Genomic DNA, 21,476 nt, shown 5'->3' on the forward strand with positions numbered 1-21,476 from the left:
ACTTAGTATGTTAAAGTGAGATCTCACGCAACAATCGAGCATTCTCATGTCTAATTCTTTAAGCGCCATGGTTCCCATTGGTGTTCGCTTTATGGTTCTTTCTGCCTTTGGCTTCGCACTGATGTCCGCGACGGTTAAACACGTCAGTTTATACGGTATCCCCGTTTTTGAGATCGTCGCAGCAAGGGCTCTGGTTTCCCTAGTGATCAGTTACTTAGATGTGAAGCGTAAACGAATTTCTATCTGGGGAAACAACAAACCTTTATTGCTCGTGCGTGGCGCTGTCGGTACCGTTGCGTTGGTCTGTGTTTATTACTCTGTCACCACCTTACCTTTGGCAGAAGCGACCATATTCCAATATATTCATCCGGCATTTACCGCTTTGCTTGCGGTATTTTTCTTAAAAGAGCGGATTCAACCATCAACATTGGTTTGTATCGCGTTATGTTTGCTGGGTATCTATGTGATGGTCCGCCCCGAAACTGGTGCATCAGCCGAACATGCCCTGCCTCCATTTAGCGTCATGATGGCACTGTTAGGCGCGTTTGGTAGCTCTATCGCGTATGTAATCGTCAGAAAATTGAGCCGGACAGAAGACAGTTCAGTCATTATTTTCTATTTCCCACTTGTCGCCCTGCCAGCGTCGATAGTTTTGATGGGAGACAATTTTGTTGTGCCTGATCTTTATCTGACCATCATGTTGGTTTTAATTGGTGTTTTCACCCAAATTGGTCAACTTGGTATGACGAAAGCAATGCAGACTCAAGAAGCAGGTAAAGCCTCAGCCTACTCTTATATTCAGATAGTCTTCTCTGGCCTGATAGGTATTGTCGTCTTTGGTGAGCTACCGTCAGTATGGACGTACATTGGCGCAGGGTTAATCGTCACAGGTGCGATGATTAACGCGTTTGGTCGACATATTCGATTACCATTCGCGCGCAGAAGTGCTTAAAAGCGATTAATCAAAATAACAGGCCCGGCAGAAAACATTCATGCTGGGCTTGTTACCAAATCTTGTCGTAAGGCAGATAAATCAAATTCAAAACCACCAACGCAACCATGATTAGAAAAGTCAGCTGCATCCCTTTAACCCGCCCTTTAAATCTCTCTTGCAAAATACCTCGAGCGTGAATAATACGCCCTATAACGAAGATGATTCCGGTGAGGTGTATCCAAACTGGTTGCGCGCCGTTGTACTCCAATAGCGCCATTAATATCAATGTAATGGGAATGTATTCACTCGCATTGCTTTGCGCACTTCGCGCTATTTGAAGCGCTTCGACTCCACCATCTGCGTAAGCGACCTTATTCTTGCGTCTCAGTTTAATAACCTGAAGTGCCAGCCAAATCAGTAGTACAGTCAAAATACAAGCGTAGAGAGCGGTAATCATATCCATTCCTTTTGATTTATCGTTCTATCACTATAGTTAATCCACGACGCGGCATCAGACAACCTACAAGTTCACTCCCTGCACAATGGCCGTAAAGCCGCTAACAAAACAGAGTATCAGCGCACCAACTCGGATTTTTTCTTTTGGTAAAGACTGAGTCGTTTTAATCGCTAGCCAATAGCCAAGCGCCGCTGCAGGCAACAGAGGAATAGTGATAAGTAAATGATTCCATGTAAAAAATCCAGCGGGTATCTGAACGATCAATGAAATGATAGAGCTGACGACGAAGAAAGCCGATAGGTTACCGCGTAACTGATTAGCTTCTTGATGTTGCAGCAAGAGCGCCATTGGTGGCCCCCCTATCGCTGAACTCGTACCAAACAAGCCAGAAAAGAAACCCGCAAATGTCATACGAGTTGGCGTTGGTTCAATTCTAAACGGCAAAACACTTACAATCACGGCGAACAATACTAGAATACCAATCCACAGCGTAAGTGCTTCTGTTGATACAAAGAACAACATGACGCCACCAGCAATAGAGCCCGGAATACGTCCTATCAACGCCATTTTCAAGCCACCAATTTCTACGCTACTGCGGTGTTTAACTGCATTCATCAAAGAAATAAATAAAGCGACTAAACAGATAGGCGCAGGGACATATTCTGGGGACCAGATAATAAGTAAAGGAGCAGCAACAATTGCTAAGCCAAAGCCAATAGCCGTTTGAACGTAGGATCCAAGAAAGATCAAACCTAACGCAACCAAGTTTATCGAATCGAATTCCATCGAGACCATTCTTATTTTTAATGAGACATCGAAAGCGTCACCAAGTCTCTTACGTACGTGGTTCGCTTAACCTCGTGTAGCATTCATGAAAGTAAATGAAAATACAACGTATTTATCCCAATTTACATCGAGAAACCTTACTCAACGAAAATGTCTCAATAGCCACTTATGGGTAGCCTCAAAGATATATGTCCTACAAATATTCCGCTACGAAAATCATGCCCGTAGTCAATATTGTCCTAAACTGCTGTAGGATTACTCCTACATAAAATTTAAACAATATATATCAATAACTTATAAATTAAGACCAATACTGATAATCTTGACGTATCTGGTGAATTTGTACACGATCATAGGCGTTTTAAAACTACCGTTGACCACCAGTTACTATGAATTCTCGCGCTATGTTAAACACACAATGGTTACTCAATTTCCCTAAAGATATGAGAATTCATATGGCGGAAACCTACATCGAAACCATGAACCACGACGTCACTCAGTTGGAACAGTTATTAATGGGCGCAACAAGTACTCAGGATGCATTAGCCATCTTGCACAAGATAAAAGGCAGCACGGCGCAAATAGGTTTAAGAACCATAAACCAGTCGGCTATTTATACCGAAAAGCTCGGCAAGCTTGCCTCACCTGATTACCCGGTCGCCTTATCATCGCTAGTAAAAGAAGTGAAACAGAGCATCGTCGATGTAAAAAATTGGAAGGCTTACAACGCACGAAAAGCCAACTCACCTAAGGTGTACTGTTATTAAAATCTCAAGTAGGACCAAAATGTTCATCTCATTCACTAAGTTTGATGCCTGAGGATAGCGCCATGCTCCCTAACCTTAACAAGCGTAAAGTGCTAATCGCCGACGACTCAAAATTGGTCACCAGCACCATAACATCAATCCTCAAACAATCAGGAATGGATGACATTAGCTATGCGCACAAACCGGAAGAAATAATCCGGCTATGTGAGCAAACCCAGTTTGATTTGATCCTCTGCGACTATAATTTTCAGGCTTCTCTTAACGGGTTCCAGATTTTAGAGGAATTGCAATATTCTAAACTGCTTCCTGCGCATACAACGTTTGTTTTCCTCAGTGGAGAAGATAACCCAAAGATCATTAATTCCATCCAAGATAGCGACGCTGACGATTACTTTTTCAAACCTTTAAACTTTAAAATCTTTCGCAATCGAATTCTGTCGGCGATGGAAAGACGGGCTGCACTTTTACCTATTTACAAGCAGCTTCAATCGCTGAATTTTAGCGGCGCAACTGAAGCCTGTGACGCATTGCTTCCCCTCTACCCTGAGTATTCTATTGTCATCAAGCAATATCGTGCGCTGGCGTTGGTCAACAGCAAGCAATTTTTTGCCGCCCAAGAAGAGTATCAAGGACTACTGGACGATTACGGTTTTGACTGGGTTAAGATTGCACTGGCAAACACCTTAATCAAATCCAATCAGCTAGAAAAAGCCCAGCAGGTTCTCAACTCAGTTAACGATCAAGTAGAGAACCCTTATTATCACGACGAGATGTCTAAAATCGCGGTCGAAAAAGACGATTTCACAACAGCAATAAAACACCTTAAACAATCGATCGCACTTGTAGATTCAGGGGCAGAACGTGAACTGGTGATCACTAATCTCTCCTTAGCAAACGAGTCATACGATGATGCTGTGACCTATATTAGACGCTATGAAGAAAAAAACGCTCACACCTTCAGAGACGAGATATACACAAAACTTAATTTCACTCGATGTTATCTATATCGTGCGCTAAATAACCCTCTGAGTAACTGTTTTGAAAGTTTGTTGTCTGGTTTAAATCCGATAATCAGTGATATACACAGTCACCCTCAATTTAAAACGCATGCTCTTCTACTCTCAGCACATATTTCACTCATTCGCGGGGACTTAAAATCTGCAACGTCTGGTATAAAACAAGCTCTAAAAACGAATGAGTTAACGCACTTTTACGACTTGTATCACCTTTGTGTCTTACTTGAGCGTTGTTCACTTTTGGAGGAAATGGAATCTGTCCTACCGCTCGCGCATTCGGCCATTTCGGATTTACAGCATCCAAGTATTCGCCGAAGTCAGATGCATATGTTAAAGAAATTAAAGGAGCGACTGCTGGAGGCTCAGTTAAGAGTCGATTCAATAAGAAAACAGCTGTCTGAGAAAAAATCTAACGCAACACTTGGAATGACTTCTCACTTTGACCACTATTTCAAATTGCATGATCTTTTTCCTCACTCAGAAAAAATTTGCTTAGCCATCGTAAAACTGGCGTCACTTCGTCCTTTTGCCTATCACGGTGAATACCGAATTTTTACTAAGCTTAATGAGTGTGATCAAGTGGTCACGACTGCATATAGCCGAGAAGAACTGAGCACTATGAGTTACTCAGCGATGTATCAGTCTGCAAAAGATAACATTAGATTAAACAGTTAGGCTGGAATGGGCAAAAGCACTTCAGTAAATAGCCGCTAAGGTGCATATAAACACTTAAGGTTCTTGCTGTTCTGATTTTAACTCGTGTACCTGAGTAACGACTTTATCAAACTCAGAGCGATCGTTACTCAAGCACAGTCCCGACTCAACGACTCCGATCTCATCATTATTGTAAACCGAAACACGAAGCTCATATTTCTTAGTCAGGAGATAGCTCGAGCCAAACACAATCGTAAATACAACTACCGACAGTATTGGATGTGCTAAAGCAGCGACAAAACTAAATACAAACCCTATTAGCGCAGCGCGTTTTAACTTGCTCTTACTGTCGTGCTCTTTAACGTAAATACTTTTTACGTTGGAAATGGCTAATGGTTTTGGGCTGTTTTTACTAACAATAGCCCCACGTTCAATCCAAACTCGCTGTTTCGTCATTCTTACTCCCGCAGCACAATGTATGCTCTACAACTCAAAGACAATTACTCTGACATTTATTATGCAATCTCCCCCATAATTCATCTTCATTAAATGTGAGAGTTAACTCGCAGCTTCAAACAGTCAATTTTGTAATCTAATTACATCAATCATTTTAAAATAGCGTCTTATCGTAAAGCCCCCAATAAGAAAAACCTACCTAACCTTTGATAAATAAAATAATTTTTGTGAATTTCGTTTTTCGAAAATGTCATTTTCCTTCAAATAATCAGGAATTTTCCTACAATCATAATCAATCCGATAAGGTTGTATGCGGGCAAACAATTAACTTTAATAATTAAATGAGGTCCACTGTGAAAAACGTTCTTATTATTGATGCACAACCGCTTTACAGTGACGCACTTGCGACACTTGTAAACAATGTAATGAATACTGCAGACGTAAAACAGTCTACAAGCAGCGCAGAAGTGATGGACTTAGTTCGAAATCAACGGATTGATTTAATAATCTTAGACGTGGTCGTTGGCGATAGAGACGGTATGCGTTTAGCAAAAAATATTTTAGCGACCGGGTACCAGGGTAAGATTCTGTTTATCTCTTCTAAAGACTATTCAAGCTTGTCTAAAGCGGCTTACGAGCTTGGCGCAAACGGCTTTTTGAACAAGAACGAGAGTAAACAAACCATTATGGACGCTATTGTCAGTGTTTCTCGTGGTTACTCGATGTTTAAACTGAAACACACACAGTCTTCAAACAGTGTTGCCTTGTCGAAAAGAGAAGCAATGGTCTTCCACTACTTAGCTCAGGGCTACTCAAACAAGCGAATTTCTGAGCAGTTATCACTGAGTGCAAAAACCATCAGTACTTATAAAACAAGAATTTTGAAAAAGTACCATGCGACTTCTCTAATAGAGTTACTGCATACGCTTCCGCAATCAGAAAACGCTCGGGTTTTCGGTTAAATCGCCATATGTTTTGCAATGGCACCAGTTAAAATCTGGTGCATTGCATCGTAGCGATGGCTTTGCTTCATCTGCAACACGACTTTCGGCCAACCATCCACGTAGTAAGATTCAGGAACACGTATAAAACGATAACCATCTATTGGTGATTGAAACTCGTGTAATACGGTTGCTGCGCCCATCTCTTTGACGAGCTTGAGGACCGCACTGACGTTATCCAATGTCGCAACCCTGTCGATGGTGAGACCTTTCTCTTCCATCACTCGTTTCGCTATTTGTTCACGCTCTTTCCAGCCGACTAGCCCAAGCATGACAAAAGGTAATTCGGCGGCACCCTCTAAAGTGGTAATACCGGATTCCTCTGACACAACAACAACCGCAGGTGCATAACCGACAAAGTGCTGGTAAATGGATTTTGGCAGTTCATCATTAAAATAATGCAGTTGAACATCCACTTTACCAAGCAATATGTCCTCAACTGTATGATCATTATTGGTTGTGATCGTGATATGAGCTTTCGGAAACACCGCCATCAATTTCATCGCGAGCAAGTGACCAAACGAGTATTGTGCCACTTGAGGCAAAGAGATGGTGATATCTTTCTCGTAGTTTTCTGGATCAAACTCAGAGCGAAGCAAGCATGTTTCTAATTGATCAAGCGCGTCAGCAATCTGAGGCAATTGGCGTATCAGGTAATCTGTGGGTTCAAAGCGATGGGGATGGCGAATAAATAATTCATCATTCAGCTGTTCACGTAAGCGGGCGAGATATTTACTGATTGATGCTTCACTCTTCCCGAGTGCTTTAGCAACGGGTTTGAGCTGACGATGCTTTTCTAGCAAAACCAGTATTTTTAATAGATTGAGATCGAGGTCTTTATTCAAAACGAGGCACCACTTACGTCGGATGTTCTTTATCAAAAAAAGTAAGGCAGCCGACTTTTAACAAGCGGCTGCCCTAATATAAAAGACTAAAGTTCTCGTTTGGTCAAATTTATCAAATGGTTATGTCATCACACTGTTTGTCGTTTCATATACGCTCAACATTAAACCAGCCCTGCGGTGCTAATCTCGTCGCTTTTTCATCTCATACAGCTCTTCGTCCGCACGAATAATCACATCTTCAAGGACTTCGTGCTCTTCGCTTGTGGCCAAGCCGGTACAAACACTAATTTCAATATCGAGTGCTTTTAGTCGATTGTCCTTTACAACACCCTGTAATTTTTTAGCAAGTACAGACGCCTGACTTTCGCTGCAACTAGGCAAGATAGCCAAAAACTCATCTCCCCCGGTTCGTACAAGGTAATCGCTGTTTCTGAATACTTTTTTCATCGACTCAGCAATGATAGCGATAGCGTCGTCACCTACATGATGCCCAAAACAATCGTTAATTTTCTTAATTCGGTTGCCGTCTATTGCCATCACCGAGTAAGGGGCTTCAGCTAATCGGTTTTTAAAGGTGTTATCTTTAAATAACCTCCGATTATATAAGCCTGTAAGTTCATCTTTTGTCACATCAGTTAATGCATTGGCAAGCTGCATTTTGTTCTGATTTGACTCATGAGCCTTGGAAAAGTAAGCGAACGCAACAATAAAAAAGATCACATACAGATAGCTATAATCCACCAGCAGTTTACTGAAAGGATATTGGTAAACGATCAGGTTATTGTTGTCTGCCATATACGATTGGGTATAGGAAAAATGCGTCCATGGATAACCCGGAAAGTAGATGATCAACTGTTTATTACCATTATTGATGATCGACTTTACCGCTTTTCCTTCTTGGTAAAGCGTAGTTAAATGCATCTGAGTCGAGAATTCACCCACCAGTTCACCATGATGATACACAGGGCTCATTACGCTTAATGCGTATTCACCTGTAGAGCTGCTCTTAAACGGCTTTGAGAACAACACACGATCTGTTAATTGACCTTTCCATGCTTCCTTTGCACAAGAAATGTTCTCTTTACACACTTCTAAATCGAATGCACTTTTGTTGTTTTCCAGCCCTTCAACCGGACGCTCAACGATCAGTTTATTTCCGGTGTAAGAACGAAAGTACAGTACCGATGCAGTGTCTTTATAAACATTCGATAAATACTGTTCCGCCTCATGGAACACTTTACGTGCGACTGCTTCAACGTAATTGAGCTTTTTACTGGAATCTAAAGAATATATCGCATCGCGAAAACTTAAGCTCGTTTGCGATTCTATACTTTCAGCGCTGCTATTCTGGTGCTGATCAAGCTGAGATTCTGTCAGCAAGCCTAACAGAATCACTTGCTGCTTTACCTTAGATAAACCCTCGACATAAGAGCGAAACTGCTTGTTCTCGTATGAGAACACTACCGCGCCAATAGTGACGACCGACGTAACAAACAGTAAAGTAGCGATGAAGAATGACAACGAGACATTTCTTAGATTCACGTTCATATCACGTCCTTTAAATCTCCCGCAACCCTTGTCAACTCAACAATATTGTCCACATTAAATTTGTCTAACACGCGACGCTTATACGTGCTGACGGTCTTATCGCTGATAGACAATACTTCTGCGATATCGCGGTTCGATTTACCTTGTAACAGGTACTTCATTACCGAGCTCTCTCGGCTTGAAAGCTGTGGTGCCGCTCTTACTTCGCTGGCCACCTGTTTAAACTTAAAGAATGAGTACCCTTTCGATACCGCTTCGATGGCATCTTTCAATATTTCGTGATTTTCTGATTTACATACATACCCATCTGCGCCCGAGCGAAATGCCATTTGGCTGTACATTTGGCTTGTTTCAGCAGAGAAGAAAATCACTTTCCCAGCATAACCGTGTGATTTGATGCGCTTGTAGAAATCAAAGCCGTCACAATCGGATAAATTCACATCTAGTATTAGTAATTCGATGTCGCACTCTTTAATCGCTGTCAGTGCTGCTCTCGAAGAAGTGGCTGTAATCACTTCATTGGCGACGCCTAACTCTTCAAGCAGGTATTTAATGGCAACACAAACAAGTGGATGATCGTCAAAGATTAAGCAGTTTAGTCTATTCATTTTTTAGCTCAGTATGGTTATGGCTTCTAAGGGCATAGGTTTATTGATGTAAAAACCTTGGCAAAGGTCGATTCCGTATTCACGCATCACTTTCATCGTCGCCTCGTTTTCAACACCTTCTGCGACAACGTGAATATTTAAGCTTTTTGCTAAAGAGCGAATGGCAACGACAATATTTCGTTTTTTGGGATCGCTTTCGACACCGTGTACAAAAGAACGATCGATTTTGAGTTCGTTAAAAGGCAGTTGCGCTAACTTTTCAAACGTAGACGAGCCAGTGCCGAAGTCATCAATAGACACCGTGACACCGTTCATTCGTAGCTTGAGTAAGTTTTTATAAATTGAGGTACTTGCCTGGAACGTATCACGTTCGGTAATTTCTATCGTGATTTGTTCTGGCTCTATATCATTGTCATGGCACAGGGAAAGAAAACGGCTCGCAAACTGCGGATCTTCTAAGTTGGCGTGATCAACATTGATGGATACTTTTTGCGTAAAGCCACGATGTTTGATGTCGTAAATGACATTATTAAATACCGCATCAAAAAGCGCTTTCGATAGACCACAGCGCTCAACAATTGGCAAAAAGTGGTAAGGTGATAACACGCCATAAATGGGATGATACCAGCGCGCAAGAGCCTCATAACCAAGCACCTCGCCACTTTTCGTATTAACCAATGGCTGATAGTAGTTTTTTACTCGCCCCTCATCCAACGCCCAGATAAACTCATGATCGTCGACTTCGATCGGTTGAATAAATGTCGCTTTCTTTTGTGTGTCTTGCTGCATTTTGTCAACAATGTCAGCGACTTCAAGTTGATCGTAAGGCTTTTGTAACTTACCAACCACCTCAAAGCTAAAGTCATTGCACATGGCTTTAACCGCTGAAATGATCGTCAGGTCCATCGCACTCACTATCACGACCTTGCCTTGATAGTTTATATCATCAAGCAACTCCATCATGTCGACCCCATCTCTTCCGGGCATCATGATATCGCAGAAGATGACATCAAATTGCGTGGTTTCCGCACACATAATTGCTTTATCTACGCAGTTAAATGGGGCAACAAAAGCACCATGCTTGCGTAAGGCATGGGTTAGCAAAGTGGTTTGAAGGGGATGATCGTCGATCACCATGGCACTAAATGTTCTGTTCATGTATTTCTGTCCAGTTCTGTACGTTCTCGATCTCCTGCTCGATATGTATAATGAGTTCCGCTGCAAATTTATCCAATTCTGTAGCACTGACCTTCTCTGCCTTAATGCAAAGATCGGTTAACACTGAAATGCCTATTGCGCCTACTGCTCCCTTAATCCCGTGAATCACTCGTTTTTTGTCTTTGTCTGTGGTCGCTTTCTTCAACTTAGCCACATCCGCCGCCATCGATTGGCGGAACACTTGAGCAATTTCTCTGGCTTCTTGTGAGGTAAACTTATCAATCCAGTTTATTGATGGGCTTTTTTCTTTCTGACCTAAAAAAGGAAGCAATATGGCCTTCAACTTATCCAAGTCATACGGCTTATAAAGCACATTATCCATACCTAGCTCGTTCGCTTTCTCACTTGCCAGACGGGAATCTTCAGCCGTTACGCCGATAACTGGCAGCGTTTCAAAAACCTGTGAAGCTCTCACTCTCTTAACCAACTCGAAGCCGTCCATTTCTGGCATATGAAAATCCGTCAGAAGTGCGGAGACTTGTTCGTTACGCTGCAGATATTCCCATGCTTCACGACCGTTATTGACGATCACGGGTTCAATACCAAGCTCACGCATCTGCATCAAAATAATGCTCTGGTTGATCGGGTTATCTTCCGCGATCAAAACGGTACCCTTAACCCAAGCGATAGATTCTTGGGGTAATTCCGTTGAAATCACATTCTGATGGCTTTGATCAAACAAGCTTAACAGGGTGTCTGGGTACTGAATCTCACGCAATGAAAGACAAATAGGTGCGATTTCATGCTGACTAAACAGAACGCCTTTACAGCGCCCTTGCTGATCTTTTTCAGGAATTAAATTCGCCGCTATGTCAGACGATTCATTCGGCGTTTTCATATTCCAGATTTCACACCACTGACGAACAGACAGTGGTAATGCTTCACTGTAAGTTAGCTCTGGATAGTACTCGTAGTTGAGTTCACACAAGGTTACCGGTAGCTTCACAACCATCGTCGTTCCCAGACCATATTGAGAGTCAATCGTGAGGTCTCCGCCCATACATTGGATCAATCGATCGACAATGCTGAGCCCTAGTCCAGTTCCACCATATTTACGCGTAATCGTGTCATCGGCCTGAACAAAAGGATCTAAAACGCCTTTTAACTGGTTTTCTGTCATTCCAATGCCAGTGTCCGCTACTTTTATGGTCAACTGCGACTCATGCAAAATGACGCTAATCGCAATTTCACCCTCAGAGGTAAATTTGACCGCATTAGACAACAGATTAGTGATGATCTGGATGAGTCTTAGTGTGTCAATTTCCACGAGACGGTGTCTGAAAGGCTTCACTGTTACCTTGTAATCCAGCCCTTTATCTAGCGCTTTTGGCTCAAAGCTACGTAAAACGTCGCAAAGTGTTGATAACAAATCCGTTTGTACTGGTACGACAGTTAACTGCCCCGCTTCCAATTTGGAATAATCCAGAACTTCATCAACCAGGGTATTTAAATGATTTAGGGCAAGCATCGCCTGAGATATAAGCTCACGGTTTGACGTATCCTCTACCTGACGCTGAAGCAAATCGAGAATGCCATGCGCCGCTGACAATGGCGTTCTCAACTCATGGCTCATGGTTGCTAAAAAGTTTTCACGAGCCCGCACAGCCGTCTGCGCCTTCTCTTGCGCATCGATAAGTGCCTGTTCACGTTCCTTCTGATGCGTAATGTCTTGTACGACAGTAAGGACGAATTTTTTCTTACCACTCGGAGAAGAGATTGATTTTCGCTCTCGGTAGACATGGTTAATGCCTAACTTACATCCTGCCGACGCAACCTCTTCGGTAATGCGTTCTCCTTCAATAACTCTGCTCAGCTCATCTTCGTTATCGACAAGGCGCAGACCAGTCGCACAACTTTGTAGGCTACAGCCTTGGCATTGACCATGTTTGTGGCGGGCGCAGTTACTCATCTCTAAGTGGTTATTCTCGTCATGGATAAATACCAGGCTGTTGATTTCCTGAATAATTTCCATAAGCCACTGCTTTTCTTTTTCTTCGTTATTGGCATTCAGCTCGGCCAAATTTACCTTTAACTTCAAATGCGCTAAGACAAAATACGCCACAACTAACAGTACAATAAACGCCACGACGCCTGACACAACGATTCTTGTCATGTGTTCATCGTCATAGCCATAGACTAAATTGAAGTTTCGGTGTGAACGAAGCAGCTTTTCTATTTCGTTTGAATCAATCGTGTCGATGACACTATCGAGCATGTTTTTCAGCTGCGTATTGTGGTTAGACACAGCAAAAGCGATAGAGAATGTCAGTGCGTCATGCTCGTTGATGACTAAACCATCGACCTGGTCCTGTGCAATCAAACTATGGACAATATCATCAGGGACATACGCAATATCTAACTTACCCGATTTCAGATCCATCAATAGCTGCTTGGGATCATCGTAGCGAGAAAAGCGATCATGCTGCCATGAGTCTAAGTGCACTAACCCTTGCTTTTTCAAACTGATTAAAATGCCAAGCTTCGAGCTTTCGGTCACATCGACATTGCGCTCTTCCGTTCGGATAGACACGAAATTGTTACGCATAAAGGGCTTTGTCACCAACCAGTCAGAAACCGGGGCATCATCAACATAAGCGACAGGTACAAGATCAGAGTTAAAAGCGGTCAAGCCACTGCTTAAACTCGTTTTTGGCTGAACAAATTCAAATGACAAGCCAGTTCGAGATTGAATTAACTCGATGAAGTCCGGAAGAAAACCATCCAAATGTTCAGAGTGCGCTTTCTTAAATAAAAACGGATACGCTTCTTCGCTGCTGCTGTAAGTAATCTTGTGCTCAACACCTAAATGCTTACGATACTCAACTAATAGCTTGTCGTTGATGTGGTAAGGGTTCTGGGAAGCAACAGAACGAATATTTTTCCCGCTCTTTTCCCAACTTAGGATCTTATTGATTCGATTAATAAGGTCCTGATTTTCCGGCGAAGTAATGAAACTCACGTCTTCATGATTCAGCCATTCTGGTATGTCTACCAAACCTTTAACGACATTGTGCTGATCAAGATATTGGTTGATCGCGACATAAGTAGAAATGAGTGCATTCGCTTGACCAGAACGGACCTTTTCAAAGGCTTCTAATCGCGTTCTGGCGTAACTGATGTTGTCGAACCCCTGAGATTTAAGGTTGTGACAATATGAGCTGCCTTCAACACAAACCCAGTAAATTTCCTGATTTGATCGTTGCTTAAGGCTGGCATCTTGATACCAAACTGCAATGGTGCTTGAAAAGAATGGCTGCGAAAACAGGAAGCGACCTTCCCTTTCACTTGTTTTGCTAAACCCAACTGCGCCATCGATGACACCGCTCTCTACGTCAGCTAACAACGGAGGAATATGTTTGTAAGGACGAAGCTCTAGCTTGAAGTTAAGCGCTTTTGAAATGTTGGTCAGGTAATCAAGGTTGATGTCATAGAAAGGACCAATACTATCAAGCATTGAGTCACCGGCATTGTGCTGAGTAATCACGCCAACAACCACCGTGTCTTTTCGCTCTTTAATCGTTGAGTCCGCAGGTGCATTAAAAGAAACCACAACGCTAAATAACGTAACGGATAGCAAGAATAGTTTTCTTAAAATGCTGATCATAACGACTTCCTCTGATTGGGAAGTCAGATTAATCTGAGAGGCTCAAAAGTCAAATATCAACACCACAACAAAACATACATATTCTATTGATATATAAAGATTATTTTAAAATTAGTAAGTACATTCCTACAGAATCTTCCACCTTTGACTACATTCTTTTTGCGCTCAATATCTCAGCAAATAATATTAACCAGATTGCATCTTACATTTGTAAAGATGAGGATGAATAACTGTAAGCTCAAATATTCGGCACTTAATACTGAGTAAACGGTTTTTCGCCATCATCTTGAGTGCTTAATGGGATTACGTGATAAACTACACGATTAACAGCAGAATGAAGCTCAACTCTGCGGTACATAGGAAAGATACTTACAACTTCCAGTATACTGGCCATATCAAAGCGTTCCGCCAAGTATTCAGGTTAGTAACCGTACCCCGTATGAGCACAGAATTTAAGGTAGTAACTCAAATGGTTAATAACTCAATCCAGTGGTTTCCTGGCCACATGCACAAAGCACGTAAAGAGATCGAAGAAGCGATCCCACAAGTGGATGTGATCATCGAAGTACTGGATGCCCGTATTCCTTTTAGTAGCGAAAACCCTTTGATTTCTCAGATTCGTGGTGACAAGCCGGTCGTTAAGGTATTGAACAAACGCGATTTGGCAGACCCAGAAATGACTCAGCTCTGGATTGATCACCTTGAGCAAGAACAGAATGTGAAAGCGATGGCTATCACAACGTCTGAGCCTCAGGAAGTTCATAAAATTATGGAACTTTGCCGTAAGCTTGCACCTCACCGCGAAGAAATCGGCAAAAACATTCGTACCATGATCATGGGCATTCCAAACGTTGGTAAATCAACCATCATCAATACGCTTGCAGGTCGTACGATCGCCGTAACGGGTAACCAACCTGCGGTAACGCGTCGTCAACAGCGTATCAACCTTCAAAATGGTATTGTTCTATCTGACACGCCAGGAATTTTATGGCCAAAAGTAGAAAACCCGCACAGTGGTTTTCGTCTTGCTGCAACAGGTGCCGTGAAAGATACCGCGATGGAATATGATGAAGTGGCATTTTACACCATCGAATACTTAGCCGCTCAATACCCTGAGAAGCTGAAACAACGTTATCAAATTGAAGAGCTTCCAGAATCTGATATCGAAATCATGGAAGAGATTGGTCGTCGTCGAGGCGCGTTACGTGCAGGTGGCCGTGTTGATCTACACAAAGTATCTGAAATTCTGCTTCATGAATTACGTCAGGGAACGTTAGGCCAGATCACTTTAGAGCGACCAGAAATGATTACGCAAGAGCTTATCGAAGTGGAAGTCGAAACTGCGCGTAAAGAAGAAGAAAAAGCCAAACGTAAAGAAGAACGACGTAAACGCTACTTGCGTAACAAGCGTTAATCCCACTCTTTAAACCCTATACCGAAAAGCTCAGCCTAATGCTGAGCTTTTTATACCAATCTGGATAAGTAGATGGTCTTTTAATTGCGCTGGAAAAATCACTTAGAGCAAGGCATAGATTGCAGTAACTAGTTATTCTAATTTCAAAATCTATAACGCAGCTATCAGCGATTTTACCTAGCAAGAATGATTAAATACTTATTTAGATTGGTATTATACCCAACTAGCTATTTTATCGAGTATGCGGCTTTTATCGGCTGGTTTCACAATGAAATCAGACATACCGGAAGAGTCAATTTTATCCAAAGTAATGCCTGTGCTATCTCCTGTATAAGCAATAATAGGGACCGACGCATAACGCTTGTTAGAGTTTCGGATCACTCTTGATGCTTCAATCCCATCCATCACTGGCATTTCAATGTCCATGAGAATCACATCGATACGCTCTGTTTCTAACGCTTCGACGGCTTGTTGTCCGTCTTCTTTCTGAATGACATCAAACCCCTGCTTTTCTAACAACATAGCGGTAAATTTTCGTAGTGACTCGTTGTCATCTACTACCATAATTGTGTGTCGGTCCGGGTGCACTGACGCCACTGTTTCACTGTTGCTTGATGAGACCGTGGTATCACGTGGCTCAAAAAGAATTTGATCAATAGTATTTGCTGTATTAAGCAACCAAGCTTGCGTTTCTACCCATATCGGTTCATTAACTGGCTGATATTCTTTGGGAACTGGATGACGCTCAAATAAGTAAACGATGCGTGCTTCGCTGTAGGCGAACAAGGATACTAATTGCTGGAGTTGTTCAACAGCGCTGTCTAAGCTATGTAAATCAATAAAAATCGCATCGTAATCACAATCATTTTGCTTGTGATCAAGTGCTTCATTTACTTGCATGCACTTCAGCGAAAAACCCATTTGGCTGCTCGTCTCATAACCTCTGGAGAGAAGTATGTCCTGATTCGACACAACAAGAACCTTCTTTAACATAATGAGTTCTTGTTTGATCTTTGTGACAACGTCAGAGTTTAAGCGCGGAAAGCTCAAAGTAAACTGAGACCACTCACCGAGAACGGACTTCGCCTCAATGCTACCGCCAAATGAGGACATCACCTTTTTACAGAATGGCAACCCGAGACCATAGCTTTTTGATTTGCCAGTGGTGTAAAAGTCCTGAAAAATATTGGGAATCACGTCAGACGCGATACCTGCACCATTGTCCGTCACAATGATTTTATTTACCGACTCTTCAGTTTTTAGCTCTACGAGAATATGAAAATCTTCGGAGCTACGGTGATGAAAAGAATTCTTCAAAAGGTTGTACATAATATATTGAAGCAGTGTATCACTACCTAAGAAGCAGAATTCGTCCCGCACATCCAGAGAAATAACGCGCTTGTCTGTCGAACGCTCATAGCTGAAACTGTCTATCGCCTGCTCTACAACATCACGAGAGGAATACTTTTTGAAAGTGGAACGCGAAATACGATTTTCATCAATAGAAGTAAGCAATAAATCAATCGTCTCATTCGCTGAATGAATAATACTCTTGGCGTCTTGACTGACTTCATTTAGCAGCGCGATATCTTTACCCGTCATAAGATATTGATCGCTATCGGCCATTTGCTTATCTGGCAATATAGAACGAATCAGATCGATAGACGTAGAAAGACCACTAAGAGGGTTGCGCATTTCATGAGCGATGCCTGCACCAAAATATTTGGCTAATGACACTTTTGATTCATGTTCAACTTGGTTTCGCACATAGAACATATTGCCAAAAACATAGATAAACAAAAAGATAGGAACATGTGCCCAATCCATTGCAATGTCAATTTGGAAACCTTTTGATACCCAGGCAAAAAACGTCGCTAGCGCAACTCCAGTACAGGTCTGTGCAAACATGACTCTGGTGACATGTACTAACAAAATGTGCAGGAAAATCGCACACATGAACGACATTACCCAAACTTCGGACCAGTCATTCATCAACAACATATAGAAGAAGAAAAATGGCAAGCAGATCGTAATGGTCACCTGATAATAAATGGGAATGTAACGATGCAAAGCCGACGGGACACGATTTTTGAAGATAATGCCTAGGAATAATAGTGAGCAGAACAAACGTAGCGGTAAGTTTTCATAAGTTTGTGGAAACATCATTTCCCAAACCACGTAATATAGAGGGAAACCAATAAAACCTAGCCAGCCAACAAGTGTGAGGTTGGGCTCTGCGTACTGATAAACTTTACGCATCGCATCCATATAACCCAACTTACCTGCTTTACTCTGATATTCCATATCTGTCACTGATTATCATTGTTATTATCTTTTTGGGCTGGTGATTATATAGGACTCAACCACGATATACAGTATGGAATGGTATAAATATTAAACAACCTTGCTCTTGCCCAACAAAAAGAGCAGCGACCTGCTGCTCTTTATGCATATAACATCATAAGATAATGCGATAACTACGAATAGACCACATGATCTTCAATGCCATTTACCAAAGCTTGCGCACTCGGCCAACTAAACACTTTTTCCATCACTTCCGTGCCTCCCGGTGCGCGCCAAATACGCTCCTGGCACTCTCGCCCACCGATATGGCGATAAAATTCAATTGCTGAAGTATTTTGTGAAACGACTTCCAGATATAAGCCACTGTCTTTGAAGAATTGTTGCTGCCATTCAGCGGCGGCAAGTAAGAGTTGTTTTCCGATACCACGGCTACGAAACGCCTCATCGACATGCAATGCATCAATAAAAGTTCCACGCTCAAAATCATGGTTACCAAAGATGCAAACAAAGCCAATTAAAAGACCACCCTCTTCTGCAAGTACAATGTGCTGATTAAACGGAGGGTTGGTAAGACGGGTCTGCCAAATCAGCATTTTATCATCCAAAGCATCTTTGTCTAAATAACTGCTACTGAGGATGCCTTGATAGTGACGTTTCCAACTCTCTGCATGCAGATGCGCGATGCGCTCGTAGTCCTTATATTCCGCTAGTCGTAAATCCATTACGTATTCCTATATTCTTATAAATCCTGCTCTTCTGCCATAATTTGGTCTTTTTCACTAATTTAGACCTTATTTACTGATAGATTTTCCATAGCTTAAGCCAAAGCTCATTTTTTAATACTACTCATTATTTAATTAAAAGCAAAATATGCCGACAAGTTTATGGAGAATACACTACAAGAATCATCACATTTGTATAACTTCAATTTGACTTACATGTGTACGCTGATATTCTAGCGCACAGTTGTTAGCTCAAAGTCAGGAAAACACTGTGACTCAAAACAGACCACCTATTATCTGGTTGAATATATTAATATTTTCGGCCAGCTTCGTTCTTACTTTCATTGTTGCACCTTGGTATGCCTACCGCTTTGGGTTGGGCTGGGAACATTTGATTTGGGGCATTATTGCGTTCAGTTTTACCAACTTGTCGATTACTGCGGGATATCATCGCCTTTGGAGCCACAAAACGTATGAGGCTCATCCAATTTTACGTTTCGTATTTGCTATTGGCGGTGCATTTTCTCTACAAAACAGTGCATTACATTGGTCGTCCGATCACCGTGTCCATCACAAACACGTGGATAACAACGACAAAGATCCCTATTCAGCTAAGCGTGGCTTCTGGTACTCACACATTGGCTGGATGCTACGTGATTACAATAAGTCCAAGCAAAATGAATACACTAACTGTCGTGATCTGAAACGCGACAAGATTGTGATGTGGCAACACGACTACTATGTCCCACTTGCGCTAGTGACAAATATCGGCTTTCCCGTTGCCTTGGGACTTATTTATGGTGATGTATGGGGAATGCTACTGGTTGTTGGCGCCGTTCGCCTATTTATGAGCCACCACACGACCTTTTTTATCAATTCATTGGCTCATGTTTGGGGTAAACAGACGTTTACTGACAAAAATACAGCGCGTGATAATGGAATCCTGGCCTTTTTTACCTTTGGCGAGGGCTACCATAATTTTCATCACATCTTTGAGAATGACTACCGTAACGGCGTATATTGGTGGCATTACGACCCAACCAAATGGCTGATTAAATCTTGCTCTTGGTTAGGGTTAACCTCGAAATTACGTACAACGCCGACTTTCAGAATAGAAAAAGCGCGGGCTACCCAATTGTTGAAGACAACTAAAGAAAAGCTAGAATCAAGGCCGAATACACAACCGATTCTCGACCAACTTCAGCAAGAGTTTGATTCTCTCGTTCATCATATGCAGGAGTACTATGAGGTTCGAAAAGAGCTGTTCAGTCAAAAGACCGCAGACGTCGTGAAAAAGTATGAATACTCACTCTGCAAATTGAAGTATCAGCAGATCAAAGCCGAGTTTGAAAGACAACAGCACAGCTGGAATCTAATGATTCGTCAATACGCGTAACTGTATCCCTACCTCCTGTTAAAAGCTCCGATTCATCGGGGCTTTTGCTTTTTATATCCCTCTTAAACCACTATCACCTTTTAACTATCTTTTTGAATACTTTCCATGCACATCTCCGTTTTATTGTCGAATTTATCCTAGTGTTTTGTTTCTTTATTAAGCATAAATTTCAGCACATATCACCTATCAACTCATAGTTAAACAAAATAATAAATCGCCATTACTTATTAAATTATAATTTGTTTTAGATCATGTAAGTTCCAGATTCAACTCGTGCCACAGCCAAGAATTTTGTACATTCTCTGTCATAAATTGAAACAGTTTAATCCTTTTTTTCATTACATCTGGAGACCTTTATGCTAGAGCTCTTAATTGGCTTAATAGTGACCATTGCCGTGGGCTATTTCATTGTCAAAGGCTATAAAGCGGCTGGAGTACTTTTAACCGCAGGTATTAGTTTGCTTCTCTTGACTGGCGTATTAGGCCACCAAGTTCTACCATCGAGCATCACTTCAACCGGAAACATGGTAACGGACTCATTAGAATACGTTAAATACATGCTTCAGTACCGTGGTGGTGGCTTAGGCATGCAGATTATGCTGCTTTGTGGCTTTGCGTCTTACATGACACACATCGGTGCCAACAACGTGGTAGTAAAACAGTTCTCGAAACCACTTTCTGTTATTAAGTCTCCTTATGTTCTTCTAGTTGCGGCGTACATCGTGGCTTGTTTGATGTCTCTTGCAGTAAGCTCAGCGACTGGTTTAGGTGTACTTTTGATGGCGACGCTATTCCCGATGATGGTAGCGATGGGTATCTCGCGCCCAGCTGCCGTTGCAGTCTGTGCGTCACCAGCCGCGATCATTCTTTCTCCGACCTCAGGCGACGTGGTTATCGCAGCAGAGAAATCAGGACTGGCTCTTGATGTCTTTGCTGTGCAAACCGTTCTACCAGTATCGATTTGCGCCATCATCGTCATGGCTGCGGCTGCTTTCTTCTGGAACAAGTATCTGGATAAGAAAGAAAATACGCCAATGGAAAAAATTGATGTATCAGAAATCAAAGCTGATGCACCTGCGTTTTATGCAGCACTGCCGTTTTTGCCAATCTTCGGTGTCTTTCTCTTCAATGGCCGTACCATCCCAGGCTTAAGTCTGGATATCTATACCATCGTGGTTGGCTCTATTTTCTTGGGTGCGATTATTCATTACGTTGTAAACAAGTTTGACGGCAAAAAGTCTCTGGAAGATCTGGACTCTTGTTACGAAGGTATGGCCGACGCGTTTAAAGGCGTAGTAATGCTGTTGGTTGCGGCTGGTGTATTTGCGCAAGGTCTGATGTCTATTGGCGCAATTGATAACCTACTTCACCTAGCGGATCAGGCTGGTGCTGGCGGCATTGCTCTGATGCTGATTTTGACAGCCCTAACTGTTGCAGCAGCCATTGCTACAGGATCTGGTAATGCACCATTCTATGCTTTCGTGGAGCTTGCTCCTTCACTGGCAGCGAAAATGGGCCTGAACCCTGCGTTCTTAATCATCCCAATGCTGCAAGCATCGAATCTAGGTCGCACGATTTCTCCGGTATCAGGCGTCATCGTAGCCACATCTGGCATGGCGAAAATAAGCCCATTCGAAGTGGTTAAACGTACCTCTGTACCTGTACTGGCAGGCTTGGTAACAGTAATCATAGGCACAATGGTACTGGTACCAATGAGTGCTTAGTACGTCTGCTGACAACATCTAG

Annotated in this window: 17 protein-coding genes; 7 read left to right on the forward strand and 10 right to left on the reverse strand. The window is 42.3% G+C overall.

Features of this window, described 5'->3' with window-relative positions; translation table 11 throughout:
- Positions 1-46 precede the first annotated feature (46 nt).
- A complete protein-coding gene (locus L9Q40_RS10210) occupies positions 47-952 on the forward strand; it encodes a DMT family transporter (RefSeq protein WP_014234100.1) in 906 nt (301 codons plus the stop codon).
- A gap of 52 nt (positions 953-1,004) precedes the next feature.
- Here the strand turns inward: L9Q40_RS10210 and L9Q40_RS10215 are convergent, their stop codons facing one another.
- The gene (locus L9Q40_RS10215) at positions 1,005-1,391 is read right to left on the reverse strand and encodes an MAPEG family protein (RefSeq protein ID WP_498793189.1); all 387 of its coding nucleotides are present in this window, start codon (positions 1,389-1,391) and stop codon (positions 1,005-1,007) included.
- 63 nt (positions 1,392-1,454) lie between these two features.
- Positions 1,455-2,177, reverse strand: a complete 723-nt coding sequence (locus L9Q40_RS10220; protein WP_498793190.1) for a sulfite exporter TauE/SafE family protein — start codon at positions 2,175-2,177, stop codon at positions 1,455-1,457.
- Positions 2,178-2,581: 404 nt separating this feature from the next.
- Here L9Q40_RS10220 and L9Q40_RS10225 point away from each other — a divergent pair, with 404 nt between their 5' ends.
- Together L9Q40_RS10225 and L9Q40_RS10230 are read left to right on the forward strand one after the other, a co-directional pair.
- On the forward strand, positions 2,582-2,944 hold the full coding sequence (locus tag L9Q40_RS10225; RefSeq protein ID WP_498793191.1) for an Hpt domain-containing protein: 363 nt from the start codon (positions 2,582-2,584) through the stop codon (positions 2,942-2,944).
- Between the two features lie 62 nt (positions 2,945-3,006).
- On the forward strand, positions 3,007-4,635 hold the full coding sequence (locus L9Q40_RS10230) for a response regulator (RefSeq protein ID WP_498793192.1): 1,629 nt from the start codon (positions 3,007-3,009) through the stop codon (positions 4,633-4,635).
- 54 nt (positions 4,636-4,689) lie between these two features.
- Here the strand turns inward: L9Q40_RS10230 and L9Q40_RS10235 are convergent, their stop codons facing one another.
- A complete protein-coding gene (locus L9Q40_RS10235; RefSeq protein WP_498793193.1) occupies positions 4,690-5,070 on the reverse strand; it encodes a hypothetical protein in 381 nt (126 codons plus the stop codon).
- A gap of 353 nt (positions 5,071-5,423) precedes the next feature.
- On the opposite strand from L9Q40_RS10235, the gene L9Q40_RS10240 reads away from it, so the two are divergent.
- The gene (locus L9Q40_RS10240; protein WP_014234094.1) at positions 5,424-6,032 is read left to right on the forward strand and encodes a response regulator transcription factor; all 609 of its coding nucleotides are present in this window, start codon (positions 5,424-5,426) and stop codon (positions 6,030-6,032) included.
- On the opposite strand, the gene L9Q40_RS10245 is transcribed toward L9Q40_RS10240, so the two are convergent.
- The 5 genes from L9Q40_RS10245 to L9Q40_RS10265 all read right to left on the reverse strand — a co-directional run bounded on the left by L9Q40_RS10245 (position 6,029) and on the right by L9Q40_RS10265 (position 13,894).
- Positions 6,029-6,916 (reverse strand): LysR family transcriptional regulator, encoded by an 888-nt coding sequence (locus tag L9Q40_RS10245; protein ID WP_498793194.1) that lies wholly within the window; start codon positions 6,914-6,916, stop codon positions 6,029-6,031. The genes L9Q40_RS10240 and L9Q40_RS10245 overlap by 4 nt on opposite strands.
- A 180-nt stretch (positions 6,917-7,096) precedes the next feature.
- On the reverse strand, positions 7,097-8,464 hold the full coding sequence (locus tag L9Q40_RS10250; protein ID WP_498793195.1) for a GGDEF domain-containing protein: 1,368 nt from the start codon (positions 8,462-8,464) through the stop codon (positions 7,097-7,099).
- Entirely contained in the window at positions 8,461-9,072 is a 612-nt protein-coding gene (locus tag L9Q40_RS10255; protein WP_014234091.1) for a response regulator transcription factor, read from the reverse strand. Before L9Q40_RS10255 ends, L9Q40_RS10250 begins: the two co-directional genes overlap by 4 nt.
- A gap of 3 nt (positions 9,073-9,075) precedes the next feature.
- Positions 9,076-10,230: an EAL domain-containing response regulator gene (locus L9Q40_RS10260; protein WP_498793196.1), complete on the reverse strand. Its 1,155-nt coding sequence runs from the start codon at positions 10,228-10,230 to the stop codon at positions 9,076-9,078.
- Positions 10,214-13,894, reverse strand: a complete 3,681-nt coding sequence (locus L9Q40_RS10265; protein ID WP_498793197.1) for an ATP-binding protein — start codon at positions 13,892-13,894, stop codon at positions 10,214-10,216. Before L9Q40_RS10265 ends, L9Q40_RS10260 begins: the two co-directional genes overlap by 17 nt.
- Before the next feature lie 469 nt (positions 13,895-14,363).
- Between L9Q40_RS10265 and ylqF the strand changes: the two genes are divergently transcribed.
- Complete coding sequence (ylqF, locus tag L9Q40_RS10270; protein ID WP_014234088.1) at positions 14,364-15,308, forward strand: ribosome biogenesis GTPase YlqF; 945 nt, start codon at positions 14,364-14,366, stop codon at positions 15,306-15,308.
- A 213-nt stretch (positions 15,309-15,521) separates the two neighbouring features.
- Here the strand turns inward: ylqF and L9Q40_RS10275 are convergent, their stop codons facing one another.
- Together L9Q40_RS10275 and L9Q40_RS10280 are read right to left on the reverse strand one after the other, a co-directional pair.
- Positions 15,522-17,576 carry a hybrid sensor histidine kinase/response regulator gene (locus tag L9Q40_RS10275; protein WP_498793375.1) on the reverse strand — a complete coding sequence of 685 codons (2,055 nt, stop codon included), beginning with the start codon at positions 17,574-17,576 and terminating at the stop codon, positions 15,522-15,524.
- A 209-nt stretch (positions 17,577-17,785) separates the two neighbouring features.
- Positions 17,786-18,334, reverse strand: coding sequence for a GNAT family N-acetyltransferase (locus L9Q40_RS10280; protein WP_498793198.1), 549 nt, complete (start codon positions 18,332-18,334; stop codon positions 17,786-17,788).
- 271 nt (positions 18,335-18,605) lie between these two features.
- Between L9Q40_RS10280 and L9Q40_RS10285 the strand changes: the two genes are divergently transcribed.
- Together L9Q40_RS10285 and dcuC are read left to right on the forward strand one after the other, a co-directional pair.
- Complete coding sequence (locus L9Q40_RS10285; RefSeq protein ID WP_498793199.1) at positions 18,606-19,730, forward strand: acyl-CoA desaturase; 1,125 nt, start codon at positions 18,606-18,608, stop codon at positions 19,728-19,730.
- A gap of 356 nt (positions 19,731-20,086) precedes the next feature.
- Entirely contained in the window at positions 20,087-21,454 is a 1,368-nt protein-coding gene (gene dcuC / locus L9Q40_RS10290; protein ID WP_014234084.1) for an anaerobic C4-dicarboxylate transporter DcuC, read from the forward strand.
- Positions 21,455-21,476 lie beyond the last annotated feature (22 nt).

This window comes from Allocatenococcus thiocycli (assembly GCF_921292965.1).
Lineage (GTDB): Bacteria > Pseudomonadota > Gammaproteobacteria > Enterobacterales > Vibrionaceae > Vibrio > Vibrio natriegens.